Raw genomic sequence first — 15,086 nt, forward strand, 5'->3', positions numbered from 1 at the left:
AGATACTCCCCAGGCACCCCCCAGGGCTGCCAGACCTGACACCAGACCAGTTGGGCGCCGTCACCCGTGTTCGTTATCGAACAGACAGCTCCGGTCAGTGGATCGAAAATCAATCAGGACACTAGATGGTCCGACTTTTTCCATTCCTCCGGAGAACAATCATGGCGATGAAAAAGAAACCCGATCGGTCGGGGCGTAGCAAAAACAAAAGCGATAAGTCTGCAGGACCCGGGCCGGGCGCCAATGGCGTACTCAGGACAAATGACATCGTCGCCGCGCAGGCCAGCGCAAGCGACGACTTTGTTGCTGCAATCCCCTATAACCGCAACAAGGAGCTGGAACACGGACATGACAACGCGCTGACGCCACCAGCCGGGGTCACCGCGGAGCCAAAATCCAGTGCGTTGACCGCGAGTACAGCGACAGAAGAAATTGCAAATGGAAAAACCGGCGGCCCGGCGCAGCCTGGAATCAACGAGACCATCGAATCCCTCGAGCGGGTCCGGGTAGACCCCAGTGATCGACCCCTGACGACCAATCAGGGTGTGGCCATCGGTGATAATCAGAACACCCTGAAAGCCGGACTGCGTGGGCCGTCATTACTCGAAGACTTCATTCTCCGGGAAAAAATCACGCATTTTGATCACGAGCGGATTCCGGAGCGAATCGTCCATGCCCGGGGCTCGGCAGCGCACGGCTACTTTGAAGCCTACGATGTGCTGACTCAACATACCCGTGCGGCGCCGTTCAGGGAAAAAGGTAAAGTTACCCCGGTATTTGTGCGTTTCTCCACCGTAGCCGGTGAGCGCGGCTCGAAAGACACAGCACGGGACGCCCGGGGCTTCGCGGTGAAGTTCTATACCGACGAAGGCAACTGGGATCTGGTCGGTAACAACATACCGGTCTTCTTTATTCAGGATGCGATGAAGTTTCCGGACCTGGTGCATGCCGTAAAGCCGGAGCCGCACCACGGCATGCCGCAGGCAGCGTCGGCCCATGACACTTTCTGGGACTTTGTGTCCCTGATGCCGGAGTCGACCCACATGCTCATGTGGGTTATGTCAGATCGCGGCATACCGCGCAGTTACCGGATGATGCAGGGCTTTGGCGTGCATACCTTCCGCCTGATCAACGAACAGGGTGATTCCGTCTTCTGCAAGTTCCACTGGTCGCCTCTGCAGGGCACTCATTCGCTGGTCTGGGATGAAGCCGTTAAGATCTCGGGCGCGAATCCCGATTACCACCGGGCTGATCTGTGGGAAGCCATCGAATCCGGGGAGTTCCCGGAGTGGGAGCTGGGCCTGCAGATATTCACTGAAGAAGAGGCGGAAAGCTTCAGTTTCGATGTGCTGGATTCGACCAAGATTGTGCCAGAGGAACTGGTGCCTGTTACCCCCGTCGGGCGCATGGTACTCAACCGGAACCCCGATAACTTTTTTGCGGAAACCGAACAGGTTGCCTTTTGCACTGCCCACGTTATACCGGGCATCGATTTCAGTAATGATCCGCTGCTCGCCGGTCGCATTCACTCCTATGCGGATACCCAGCTTTCGCGCCTTGGAGGTCCCAATTTCCACGAAATTCCGATCAACGCATCCCTGGTCCAGGTGCAGAACAATCAACGGGACGGCCTGCACCGTCAGGCGCTGCATCGTGGGCGCGTTGCCTACGAGCCGAATTCGCTGGCCGGGGGTTGCCCGTTCCAGGCCGGTACGGCCGGATTCGTGTCATTCCCGGATGCCACTACCGGAGACAAAGTCCGCGGTAAACCAGAGAAATTCGCAGAGCATTATGCCCAGGCCACGTTGTTCTTCGACAGCCAGACTGCTGTCGAGCAAGCCCATATTGCAGCAGCATTCCGTTTTGAGTTGAGCAAGGTTGGCGTTCCTGCCATACGGGAACGCATGGTGTCCTCGCTGGTAAATGTGTCAGCGCAGCTGGCAGCCGACGTTGCCGCAGGTCTGGGGATGGCGGTACCCGCTGCGATGCCGAAGGCCATAACCGGTGCGGAACCACCCGAGGTGACCGTGTCTCCGGCACTGTCGTTGATGGCGCGGCCCGGCGAACGCGGTATCCGCACCCGGCAGATTGCCGTGTTGGTTGCGGATGGCGTTCACCACGCCTCGCTGGTCGAGCTTCATGCTGCGTTGACTGAAGCAGGTGCAGTGGTGCACTTCGTGGGGCCAAGGGTGGGGCTGTTCAGCGGCGACACGGGCACAGATATCGAAGCGAACAAGTCCCTGGAGAATTCTCCGGGATTCCTGTTTGATGCGCTGGTGTTGCCTGATGGCCAGGACGCGGTAACGTCACTGGCGGCCATCGGCCATACCTCAGAGTTCGTCAAAGATCAGTTCAGACACTGTAAAACGATTCTGGCATTGGGCGCCGGACGGCAGTTGCTGGAAATGGAAGGTATCGGATCAACGGTGGATGAAGACCCGGGCATCCTGCTGGCGGAGGGCGACGATGGTGCCGGAATTGCGTCGGCGTTTATCAACGCAATAGGTGCTCATCGACATTTTTCCCGCGACTGCGACCCACCAGCCAAATGATAGAGGTAGCCAGTGGGCACGAGCAGCCAGATGTTTTTTAGTGGATGGGACCACCTGATCAGGATTCTGGTGGTCGGAGTGCTGGCCTACGTTGTTCTCGTTCTGTTCCTTCGCATCTCCGGGAAGCGGACGCTTGCCAAGATGAATGCTTTTGACCTGGTCGTCACCGTTTCTCTTGGCTCCACTCTTGCGACGGTTGTGCTGGCCAGGGACGTCGCTCTGGCCGAGGGGGCGCTGGCGTTCGCAACACTTATCGGCCTGCAGTTCGCTGTCACCTGGACCAGTGTCCGGGCGCGATGGGTAAGGCATCTGGTTACGGGTGAGCCGCTGATGTTGTGGTACGGAGGCGAGTTCCTGCCAGTGGCACTGCGGCAGGCACGGGTTGTTGAAGACGAAGTACGGGCGGCAATCCGCTCGGCCGGGGTTGAATCCCTGGACCGGGTTCGCGCAGTAGTTCTGGAGACTGACGGCTCATTCAGCGTCGTCCAGGTGGGTGAGGGCGATAACGAATCAAGTCTCGTAGGTGTGAACGTTCCCAAGGCTGTTTTCAAGCCGGGCAAGTGACCTTGATAGCGACGGGGACTTGATTGCAGACTGCCCGCCGCGCGCTGTTGCTGCGTGGCGGGCGACAATCTTTTAATTACTGACTACAGCTCTTTTTCCCGATCCCTGGCACACATACCACTTATCTGTGCGTGGTACCGCTACCAGAGCGATGCATCAGGCGCTGCACCAGAATCACGATGGCCAGAAGTATGACTGCGCCAATCAACGAAACCACGAAGCTCATGATCGTGATGCCTTCGTTTATGGATCCGGCACCGAGCATCGGTCCGATCAGCAATCCGCCAATCAGTGCACCAATAATACCGACCACTATGTTAAGGATGATGCCCTGCTGGCCGTTAGTACCCATGATTATGCTGGCAATCCAGCCGACAATGCCGCCCATAACGAGCCAAATGATGATGCCCATGATTATTTTCCTCCTGAAAATTTCGACGCGCCGGGCGCCAGTAGAAAAAGCATATCGCCGCTGATACGGGTTCACCGTGCGTTACCGCACTCTGGATACGGATGAGTTGCAGGGTGCCCGGACCACAGATACCCCGGGGTACATGAATGTTCCCTCTGGATACCGGGGTCGCGCCCGCGAACTCGCTGGCACAGAAGCAACGATGTCTTGCCCAACAGGAGTCCCGGGGCTATTGTTCATGTCAGGTATCCCATCGTTTTTCACCTCTCCTCAAAGTGGCGTGCAGTTGTTGTGCGTCGAAGTGTCCGCTTAGCCCAATGGCTTGCCGTACGGATTTTGGATTCGCTGGTTTCCGGTTGTGAACCGGGCCAGCGTTGATCATTTTGTCTGTACAAGGAGCGTGCCATCGTCACCAAAAAGTTAGGCGTTTCAAAACGCATACTCAATGAACCGCGTCATGGTCGGGAAATCGGGTTGCTGCAGGCCGAGTTGTTCAGTATCGAGCAACTGAAACGCCACGCGGTCAGCCTGGCCGGCCAGCACCAGCGCGGTCTTCGGTCCGGGCCTGACAAGCTGTTGCCGCGGCTGGCGGACAACGAGCGGGTTCTGCATGCGGCCTATGACGTCGTGACCACAGACGCAGCCTCCGGGCAGCGGATTGTGCCGGCGGAAGCCTGGTTGCTGGATAATTTCTACCTTATCGAGCAACAGATCACGCTGGTGCGCAGACATCTGCCCCGGGGTTTCAGCCGTCAGTTACCGGGGCTGATTACGGGGCCTCTGGCCGGGTTTCCGCGAATTTACGAATTGGCGCTGGAGCTGATTTCCCACATGGACGGCCGCGTTGACAATGACAACGCAACCGGTTTTCTTGCGGCCTATCAGACTGTCGAACCCCTGACTCTGGGTGAGTTGTGGGCCTTCCCCATCATGTTGCAGTTGGCCTTGCTGGAAAATCTTCGCAATGTCGGGTTGCGTATCGCTCAGGGGCGAGAGGAATATAACGCTGCCATCAGCTGGGCCGACCGCATGCTGGCGACCGCCGAGACCGAGCCGAAAAAGCTGATCCGGTTACTTGCCGAGTTTGCCAATGCCGACGTGCCGCTGACGGCGCCGTTTGTTGAGGAATTCTACGCCCGGCTTCAGCCGCAGGAATCCGCACTGGCGTTTGTACAAACCTGGGTTGAACATCAGCTGCTTGAACAGGGCGTGACAGCCGCCAGCTTGTCCGAAGTGGCTGGCCGTAATGCCGCAGCCAATCAGATTTCCATGGCAAACAGCATTGGCAGTCTGCGATTTATTGATACCACGGACTGGACCGAATTTGTCGAATCGCTGAGTGCCGTGGAGCAGATTCTGCGTGAAGATCCGATGGACTCCGGGGGTGCCAGAGAAGGTTACGCCGGTCAGGATTTTGCCACTCGTGACCGCTACCGGCATGTTATCGAGGACCTGGCACGATGCAGCCAGTCCAGCGAATCAGAGGTGGCGCTTGAGGCCATAGCGCAGGCCAGACAGGTTGCTTCGACAGCCGACTGCGATGATCGCAGGTCCCATGTCGGCTACTACCTGGTCGATAAAGGCCGTAAGAGCCTCGAAAAGACGGTCTGCTACCGGCCATCAATCACTTACCGTTTACGCCAGCTGCGCTGGCATTTCCGCCTGCCTCTTTATATCGGGCCCATTCTGCTGCTCTCGTTGCTGGTGACTGCTGTTGCAATGCCCGCACTGGGTCCCTCCTACGGTGAGTTTTACCGGGGTGATGGTGCTGGCTGGTGGCTCTGGTTGTTCATCGTACCCTTGCTGATCGCCGCCTCCGCTCTGGCCATCCCGTTGGTAAATTTGCTGGCAGCGCTGACGTTGCGACCACGAACATTGCCAAGAATGAATTTTTCCAGAGGCATTCCGGAACATCACCGTACCATGGTGGTGGTGCCTACCTTGCTGACATGCCAGCAGGACGCGGATGACCTTCTTGAAGCCATGGAAATACGCTATCTGGGCAATCGCGACGCCAACCTGTTTTTTGCGCTGCTGACGGATTTTGTTGATGCACCGCAGCAAACGATGCCGGAAGACGAAGCACTGCTGGATTACATGCGCAGCGGGATAAACGCTCTTAACGAAACCTACCGGGACGATCGGCCCTGTATTTTCTATCTGTTTCACCGGCCACGATGCTGGAACCCTTATGAGCGGGTCTGGATGGGCTACGAACGCAAGCGCGGCAAGCTCGAACAGTTCAACGCCCGGCTGCGGGGTGAGGCCGGCACGGCGTTCTCGGCGATCGTCGGCGACAGCACTCTGCTTGAAACCATCCGCTACGTCATAACACTTGATACCGATACCCAGCTCCCCCGGGATGCCGGGCATACCCTCGTAGGCAACCTGGCGCACCCACTGAACCGACCCCAGTACGATCCCGTCAAAGGTCGAATCACTGAAGGTTATGCCATCCTCCAGCCCCGTGTTTCCATCAGTCTGGCCAGCGCCAGCCAGTCACGCTTTGCCCGGTTGTTTGCTGGTGACTCGGGCCTGGATCCTTATACACGGGAGGTCTCGGATGTCTATCAGGACGTGTTCGGGGAGGGCTCGTTTGTGGGCAAGGGCATCTACGATGTGGATGCCTTTCGCAAGACCACTGCCGGTAAATTTCCCGAGAACCTGGTCCTCAGTCACGATCTGCTTGAAAGTGGCTATGCCCGGTCAGCATTGGTCACTGATGTCGAACTGATCGAAGCCCATCCTGCCAGTTACGTTGTCGAGGCCAGCCGGCGCCATCGCTGGATTCGTGGTGACTGGCAATTGGCGGGCTGGCTATTGCCCTGGGTGCGGGGGCCCTCCGGTGAGGATGGAGCGACGCTGCAATGGCAATCGAATCCGCTGTCAGCCCTGTCACGCTGGAAGCTGTTTGACAATCTCAGGCGCAGCCTGGTGCCACTGTCCCTGCTGGTGCTGCTGGCGGCGGGTTGGCTGATGGGCGCGGCGGGGCCGTGGACGTTAATGGTCGTGGCTGTGGTTCTGTTACCAGCGCTTGTGTCCGGGCTGATTGAGCTGGTGCGTAAGCCGGATGAGCGGGACTGGCTGGTGCATCTGAGCCTGACCGGTAAATCCACCCAGCGCCCGGTCACGCTGGCGTTGCTGACGCTGGCGTTTTTGCCTTACGACACCCGGATCAGTCTGGGTGCGATGCTGCGCTCAAAAGGGCGTATTCTGTTTACCCGGCGTGGGCTGTTGTTATGGCATTTGCCATCTTATGCTCGCCGCAATGCCCGTCAGACCCTTGCAGATTTTTTCCGGGAAATGTGGATCGCTCCGCTGATGGCAATAGCGCTGGCGGCATTGTTGGCGGTGACAGGCCAGTCGACAGCCTGGTGGTTTGCTGGCCCGGTGCTGTTGCTATGGACGCTATCGCCGCTTTTCGGGTGGTGGATCAGTCGGCCACTGGTCGCCCCGTCGCCGGGGCTCAGCGCGGAACAGCAGGCCTTCCTGAGGACCTCTGCCCGGCGAACCTGGCGCTATTTTACAGATTTTGTGGGACCCGAGGACCACTGGCTGCCGCCCGACAACTTCCAGACCTATCCGGCCCCCGTCATTGCCACACGAACGTCACCCACCAACATTGGCATGTCGCTACTGGCTGATCTGGCGGCTGTTGATTTTGGCTACCAGACGGTTGGTGAGTGCCTGCAACGGATTGAAAACACCTTCGCGTCCATGGAAAGGCTGGAGCGCTACCGTGGTCACCTCTACAACTGGTACGACACCCGCACGTTACAGCCTTTGCGCCCTTGTTACGTTTCGTCCGTAGACAGCGGCAATCTGGCCGGCAGTCTTCTCACCCTGAGGGCCGGTCTTGCTGAGCTGAAACAGCTGCCGGTACTGGCGCCCGCTGCGCTTCAGGGGCTGCAGGATACTCTGGCGATTGTTGTCGAGCACCTGCCTGGCTCGGGGACCCCGGAGCTGGAGCAACGGATTGTGGTGTTGCAGGAGAGTCTGCGCCTGCAATTACTGGATCCGGTGCAGACACTGGCCGGCGCGAATCGGGCAGTGGCTGAGATCCATGCCACCGCTGGTGAGCTGGCGGAGCTGCTGCCTGCGATGGCCAACAAGAGCGATGAGCTGGCGTACTGGGTGCAGGCATTCGACCGCCAGTTAGTCGCGCTGCGGGATGAGTTGTTGTTACTGGTGCCCGACGGCTGGCAGGGCAGCGGGTTGCCGTGCCGTCAGGAACTTGCCGGTTCCGGAATGCCGGCGCGTAATCAGATCGATCATATCGACCAGCTGATACAGCGTTGTGACGATCTGGCGGACATGGATTTCAGCTTTCTCTACGACGCCGCAAGTGGTCTGCTGACCATAGGTTATGACATTGGTGAGCGTCGCCGGGATCCGTCCTGCTACGATTTGCTGGCATCCGAGGCCCGGCTGGCGAGCTTCCTGCTGATTGCCCAGGGCCAGGTGCCCCAGAAACACTGGTTTACTCTCGGCCGCCTGCTGACCAGTCATGGTGGCTCTGTCAGCCTGATTTCCTGGAGTGGCTCAATGTTCGAGTATCTGATGCCACAACTAATCATGCCGAGTTTTGCGGATACCCTGCTGGAGCAGACCTGCAAGGCGGCGGTCATGCGGCAAATCGAGTATGGCCGGCAACGGGCTGTGCCCTGGGGCATTTCGGAGTCCTGCTACAATGCGACCGATATGAACCAGATTTACCAGTACCGGGCATTTGGTGTGCCTGGTCTGGGCTTCAAACGGGGCCTGGGAGACGACCTGGTGATTGCACCTTACGCCAGTGCCCTGGCGTTGATGGTCATGCCACGGGAGTCCTGTCGCAATCTGCAGGTGTTGGCTGAGCAGGGGTTTCTTGATGCTTATGGCTTTTTCGAGGCCATAGATTTCACCCCCTCACGGATTCCCCGCGGCAAGTCCTGCGCCATTGTGCGAACCTTCATGGCCCACCACCAGGGTATGAGTCTGCTGGCGTTTGCCCATGTGTTGCTGGGCCAGCCCATGCAGCGGCGCTTTATGTCTGATCCGCTGGCGCGGGCGACAGAATTGCTGCTGCAGGAGCGGGTACCGAAGAAGGGGGCCACCCTGCATCCTCACGCCGCCGAAGTCAGTGCTGCAGCCACTCCGCCGGATGCCGATGCCGATGCCACCATGCGTGTGTTTACCGAAACGGACATGCAACTGCCGGAAGTGCACCTGCTGTCGAACGGCCGTTACCACGTTATGGCAACTCACGCCGGTGGCGGCACCAGCCGCTGGCATGACATGGCCATTACCCGTTGGCGGGAAGATGCCACCACCGACAGCTGGGGTACGTTCATTTACCTGCGGGACCGTGATACCGGTGAATACTGGTCTGCGGCACATCAGCCGACCCTGCGTCCGACAGACGATTACAAGGCCATATTTGTTCAGGCCCGTGCTGAATACCGGCGTAGCGATCTGGGCATTGAAGCTCATACCGAGATCAGTGTTTCACCGGAAGACGATGTCGAGATTCGGCGGGTCACGCTTACCAACCAGTCGTCCCGCTCGCGCCACATTGAGGTGACCAGCTATGCCGAAGTGGTTCTGGCGCCGCTGAGCGCTGATCTGGCGCACCGGTCTTTCAGCAACCTGTTCGTACAGACTGAAATCCTGCCGCAGCAGCAGGCGATACTCTGCACCCGGCGCCGGCGCACGCCGGACGAGAAGGTGCCCTGGATGTTTCATCTGCTGGCTGCGCCGGGAGCCGTCTCCGACAAGCCAAGCTATGAAACGGACCGGGCCCGGTTTATCGGGCGCGGCCGTACAGCGGCCAATCCTCTGGCCATGGTCATGTCCAATGGTGGTGACAGCGGCAGATCCAGGTCCGGTAACCATGCCTTGTCCAACACGGAAGGTCCGGTGCTGGATCCCGTCGTGGCGATCCGCAGCACCCTGACGCTGGTGCCGGACGAATCGGCAACGGTGCAGATTATCTCCGGGATTGCGGACACCAGGGAGGCCGCGCTGGCGCTGCTTGAGAAATACTGCGATCGTCATTTTGTCGAGCGTGCCTTCGAAATGTCCTGGTTTCAGAGCCAGGAGGTGCTGCGTCACCTTAACGTAACAGAGGCAGAAGCCCAGGTATTTGGCCGGCTGGCAAACTCCGTCATTTTCGGCACTGCCCTGCGTCGTGCTGATCCTGCCATTATTGCCCGCAACCGGTCAGGTCAGGCCGGACTGTGGCCGTTTTCCATATCCGGTGACTTGCCCATTGTGTTGCTGCATATCGGCGATATCCATCGCATTGATCTGGTCAAACAGGTGCTCAATGCCCACAGCTATTGGCGGATGAAGGGCCTGACCTGCGACCTGGTGATTGTTAATGAGGATTTTTCCGGTTATCGCGCCGTGTTGCAGGACATGATCATCGGGCTGATCAACGCCGGATCGCTGACACAGATCGTCGACAAGCCTGGCGGGGTATTTGTGCGCCGTGCGGAAGAGCTTTCCCCGGACGACCGGATCCTGTTGCAGACGGTGGCGCGAATCGTGTTCAGGGACACCGCCGAAACCCTGATCGAGCAGGTTGACCGTCGTGTTTCCGCAGAACGCCGATCGGACCGGCTGGAACCCCAGGCCGAGGCGGTGCCCGGTCCGGTTGTTCCGCTGGTGGCGCCGGCACGTATTTTCTTCAATGGCCTGGGTGGATTTACACCGGATGGCAAGGAGTATGTCATTACCCTTGAGCCAGGGCAGGTCACACCGGCGCCCTGGGCCAATGTGATCGCCAGCCCCCATATCGGCACGGTGGTAAGCGAAAGCGGCAGTGCTTACACCTGGGCCGAAAATGCCCATGAATTCCGGCTGACCACCTGGCACAACGACCCCTTGTCCGATATCAGCGGTGAAGCCTTTTATCTTCGCGACGAAAACACCGGTGCCTTCTGGTCACCGACGCCGCTGCCGGCGGCCGGCGATTCCGGTTATCTGTGTCGGCACGGTTTTGGCTACAGCGTGTTCGAGCATCTGGAGGCCGGCATTGCATCGGAACTGGTCACCTATGTGGCCATGGATGCGGCCGTGAAATTCGTAGTGATCAGGCTGGAAAACCAGTCGTCGGAAACCCGCAGCCTGTCGCTCACAGGCTACTGGGAACTGGTGATGGGCGAGTGGCGCCACGCCAACCTGATGCACATTGTCACGGAAACGGATGCCCACAGTGGGGCGCTGTTTGCCACCAATGCTTATGGTCGCGAATGTGCAGACCGGGTGGTGTTTGCCCAGGTCAGCGAGCGGGAGCGTTCAGTCAGCGGAAACCGTACCGAGATTATCGGTCGCAATGGTTCCCTGGCGAACCCGGCAGTGATGAGTCGCAAACGCCTGTCGGGCCGGACCGGGGCAAGCCTGGACCCCTGTGCCGCCATTCAGACCCGGGTTGAACTGGCTGCCGGGCAGAAACACGAGGTTGTGTTTGTTTTCGGTACGGCGGCAAATGCGGCTGAGGCGAGACATCTGATGCAGCGTTTTGCCGGCCGCGCGGGCGCGCAACGGGCGCTGGAAGCGGTCAACGAATACTGGACGCGCACCCTGGGCGCCGTGCAGGTGGACACGCCCGACCCGGCCCTGAACGTGCTGGCAAACGGCTGGCTGATCTATCAGACGCTGTCCTGCAGACTGTGGGGCCGCAGCGGCTATTACCAATCCGGTGGTGCCTATGGATTCCGGGACCAGTTACAGGACACCATGGCGCTGATTCATACCACGCCGCGGCTGGCCCGGGAGCAGCTGATCCTTCATGCCGGGCGTCAGTTCCTCAAAGGGGACGTGCAGCACTGGTGGCATCCGCCCAAAGGGCAGGGCGTACGCACTCATTTTTCCGATGATTATTTGTGGCTTCCCTACGCGACCTGCCGCTACGTGCGGGCAACGGGCGACCGGGATGTGCTCGATGAGCGGGTTCATTTCCTGGAAGGGCGGGAGTTATACGCGGACGAAGAGTCTTACTACGATCAGCCCAAACGCTCAATAGAAACCGCCACACTCTATGAGCACTGTGTCCGCGCCATCAGGCATGGTTTGCGCTTTGGTGTTCATCAATTGCCGCTGATTGGTTGTGGTGACTGGAACGACGGCATGAACCTGATCGGCAAGGAAGGTAAGGGTGAAAGCGTCTGGCTGGGCTGGTTCCTGCTTGAGAATCTTGAGCTGTTCGCTGATCTGGCGCGCCAGCGCAACGATACCGGGTTTGCGGCCTTGTGCATGGAGCAGGCCGCCGGGCTGCGCCGCAATATTGAGTCCCAGGCCTGGGACGGAGGCTGGTACCGGCGTGCCTGGTTCGACGATGGCACGCCGTTGGGGTCATCCCTGAATGATGAATGTCAGATCGACTCCATCAGCCAGAGCTGGTCGGTTATCTCCGGCGGTGGCGATCCCGAGCGCGCGTTGCAGGCGATGACCGCGGTTGATCAGCGCCTGGTGAGGCGTGACCGGCAGATCATTCAGTTACTGGATCCGCCGTTTGACCAATCCGAACTGGAGCCCGGCTATATCAAAGGCTACATTCCCGGCGTCCGTGAAAACGGCGGTCAGTACACCCATGCGGCAATCTGGACCACCATGGCCTTTGCCATGATGGGCGACAGAACACGGGCGTGGGAGTTGTATGGCATGCTTAACCCGGTCAATCACGGCAGCACCCCCGAAGCCGTGGCCCAGTACAAGGTTGAACCCTACGTGATGAGTGCCGATATCTACGGTGTTGCGCCTCATATCGGTCGCGGCGGCTGGACCTGGTACACCGGTGCGGCAGGGTGGATGTACCGGCTGACGGTGGAAACCTTGCTGGGGCTGGAGCTGGAAGGTAACCATTTGCGGATTACGCCCCGGGTTCCGGACGACTGGCCCGGGTATCAGATCCATTACCGGTTCCGGGACAGCATCTACCACATCAGTATCGGGCCAATGACAGCGTCATCGGCAAACGTTGCCCGCATCAACCTCGATGGTGCCGACTGCCCGGATGACCGCATTCCGCTGGTGAATGATGGCCTTGAGCATGTGGTAAAGGTGGATCTGGAATAGCCTCTCCGAAGCCGGGGCGGCAGCGTGACCCTGGCGTCCATCCGGCCACGCCCGTAAAAAAAGGGGCAGTGCTGGCCTTCGGAATTGCGGATGATGGTATTATTCACGCCATTATCATTAACTGAGGCCTGCAGCAGGTAACCGTGTGGGTGCGTTGTTCTGAGAGTGTCCGAATGGCAGGGTGTGCGTCCTTTTCGATGAGTGAAATACCGGATACCAGCGAAGACGAACGATGGATGCGTCGGGCCATTACTCTGGCCCGACAGGCCGCAGCGGTCGGTGAAGTACCTGTGGGTGCCATTGTGGTCAGCCAAGGCCGCGAAATCGGTGCCGGCTTCAACGCGCCGATCACCAGCTGTGATCCTACGGCCCATGCGGAGGTCCGGGCCTTGCGGGATGCCGCTTGCCGGCAGGGCAACTACCGCTTGTCCGGAGCAACTCTTTACGTAACACTCGAACCCTGTACCATGTGCGTAGGCGCGCTGATTCACAGTCGTATTTCCCGCCTGGTGTTTGGCGCATTGGAGCCGAAAGCCGGCGTGGTCGAGTCCGTGCGACAGGCTTTGGAAGACGATCATCTGAACTGGCGTGTGCTCACAACCGGGGGCGTGCTGGCTGAGGATTGCGGGCGAATGATGACGGAGTTTTTTGCAGCCCGTCGGGCCCAGATCCGGCGGCAGCGTCAGGCGAATTTATCCTGACAATTTCAGGGAAGGAATCAATTACACCATGAACGTATTGGTTACCGGCGGTGCCGGCTACATAGGCAGTCACGTGGTACGGCAGCTGGGTGCCGCCGGCCATGACATTGTGGTCTTCGACAATCTGTCCACGGGATACCGGTGGGCGGTCACCTGCGGTGAGCTGGTGGTGGGTGATCTGGCGGACGAAAATGCGCTGGAGACCCTGTTCGGCAATTGTTCGTTTGATGCTGTGCTCCATTTCGCGGCCAATATTGTAGTACCGGAATCGGTCAGCAACCCCCTCAAGTACTACAGCAACAACACCCGGAACACCCTGAACCTGCTGAAAGCAGTGCAGCGTCATGGCATTCCCTACATGGTGTTCTCCTCTACGGCGGCCGTCTATGGCATGCCGGAAGACACGGTTCTCACCGAAGATATGCCGCTGGCGCCGATCAATCCCTACGGCGCGTCCAAAATGATGAGCGAACGGATGATCATGGACCTGGCCGCTGCCTCGTCGCTGAACTATGTCATTCTCCGGTATTTCAATGTGGCCGGTGCCAACCCCGAGGGTCTGCTGGGGCAGGCAACCCCCGAAGCGACGCACCTGCTCAAGGTGGCCTGCGAGTGTGTCACTGGTGCCCGCGATGGCATGAGCATTTTCGGTACAGACTACGACACCCGCGATGGCACCTGTATCCGGGACTATATCCACGTGGAAGACCTGGCCAAGGCTCACGTCATGGCGCTGGACTACATGTCCCGGGGTGGTGACTCAAAGGTCATGAACTGCGGCTATGGTCGCGGTTTTACCGTGCGTGAGGTGATCGATGTGGTCAAGGCCCGCTCCGGTGTGGACTTTCCGGTGGTTGAAACCGACCGTCGCCCCGGTGATCCCGAAGCCCTGATGGCGGATAATCGCCTGATTACCGAAACTCTCGGCTGGACTCCGGATTACGATGATCTCGAAGTCATCGTGCAGACGGCGCTGGACTGGGAAGCCAAATGGCAGGGCATGCAGCGCAACACTGACCGCTGAAGACGCCGGCCAGGCGTCAGGTTATCGGAACATCACTGAATCAAATCACGAACTTCAAGCATAGATAGCAGGGAAAGAACCCATGAAAATCACCATTTTTGGTACCGGTTACGTAGGACTTGTTACAGGTGCCTGTCTGGCGGATGTCGGCCATGATGTACTCTGCATGGATGTGGACGCCGGCAAGATCGAACGGCTGAATAATGGCCAGATTCCCATTTACGAGCCAGGCCTCGAGCCCATCGTCCGTCACAATGCGGACTCCGGCCGCCTGCGCTTTACCACCGATACCGAAGCCGCTGTGGCTCACGGGGTGATCCAGTTCATCGCCGTGGGTACGCCGCCGGATGAAGACGGTTCCGCAGACCTCCAGTACGTTATTGCCGTGGCCCGTTCCATCGGTCAGCACATGGACGGTTACCGGGTGATTGTGGACAAGTCCACCGTTCCGGTAGGCACCGCAGACAAGGTTCGTGATGCGGTGCGCCTGGAGCTGGATCATCGCAATCTCGAAACCGGCTTTGATGTGGTTTCCAATCCGGAATTCCTGAAAGAAGGCGCCGCGGTCAACGATTTCATGAAGCCGGACCGGATTGTCGTGGGTACTGACAGCGATAAAGCCCGGGAAATGCTGCGGGAAGTCTACTATCCCTTCAATCGCAGCCATGACCGGATGATCTTCATGGACATCCGCTCGGCGGAGCTGACCAAGTACGCCGCCAACGCCATGCTGGCCACCAAGATCAGTTTCATGAACGAGATCGCCAACCTGG

Annotated in this window: 7 protein-coding genes; 6 read left to right on the plus strand and 1 reads right to left on the minus strand. The window is 59.0% G+C overall.

Features of this window, described 5'->3' with window-relative positions; all coding sequences use genetic code 11:
* Nucleotides 1-161: 161 nt before the first annotated feature.
* Entirely contained in the window at nt 162-2,552 is a 2,391-nt protein-coding gene (locus tag AAC035_RS03015; protein ID WP_339799817.1) for a catalase, read from the plus strand.
* 30 nt (nt 2,553-2,582) lie between these two features.
* Complete coding sequence (locus AAC035_RS03020; protein ID WP_339799819.1) at nt 2,583-3,116, plus strand: YetF domain-containing protein; 534 nt, start codon at nt 2,583-2,585, stop codon at nt 3,114-3,116.
* A gap of 121 nt (nt 3,117-3,237) precedes the next feature.
* Here AAC035_RS03020 and AAC035_RS03025 read toward each other — a convergent pair whose 3' ends face one another.
* Nucleotides 3,238-3,528: a GlsB/YeaQ/YmgE family stress response membrane protein gene (locus AAC035_RS03025; protein ID WP_339799821.1), complete on the minus strand. Its 291-nt coding sequence runs from the start codon at nt 3,526-3,528 to the stop codon at nt 3,238-3,240.
* Nucleotides 3,529-4,002: 474 nt separating this feature from the next.
* Here AAC035_RS03025 and AAC035_RS03030 point away from each other — a divergent pair, with 474 nt between their 5' ends.
* The 4 genes from AAC035_RS03030 to AAC035_RS03045 all read left to right on the plus strand — a co-directional run.
* A complete protein-coding gene (locus AAC035_RS03030; RefSeq protein WP_339799823.1) occupies nt 4,003-12,588 on the plus strand; it encodes a glucoamylase family protein in 8,586 nt (2,861 codons plus the stop codon).
* A 197-nt stretch (nt 12,589-12,785) separates the two neighbouring features.
* Entirely contained in the window at nt 12,786-13,289 is a 504-nt protein-coding gene (gene tadA, locus AAC035_RS03035) for a tRNA adenosine(34) deaminase TadA (RefSeq protein WP_339799825.1), read from the plus strand.
* 28 nt (nt 13,290-13,317) lie between these two features.
* A complete protein-coding gene (gene galE / locus AAC035_RS03040; protein ID WP_339799827.1) occupies nt 13,318-14,313 on the plus strand; it encodes a UDP-glucose 4-epimerase GalE in 996 nt (331 codons plus the stop codon).
* A gap of 82 nt (nt 14,314-14,395) precedes the next feature.
* A partial coding sequence (locus tag AAC035_RS03045) for a nucleotide sugar dehydrogenase (protein WP_339799829.1) occupies nt 14,396-15,086 on the plus strand: 691 nt, incomplete at its 3' end.

Source organism: uncultured Marinobacter sp. (genome assembly GCF_963974375.1).
In the GTDB taxonomy this organism is placed as follows: domain Bacteria; phylum Pseudomonadota; class Gammaproteobacteria; order Pseudomonadales; family Oleiphilaceae; genus Marinobacter.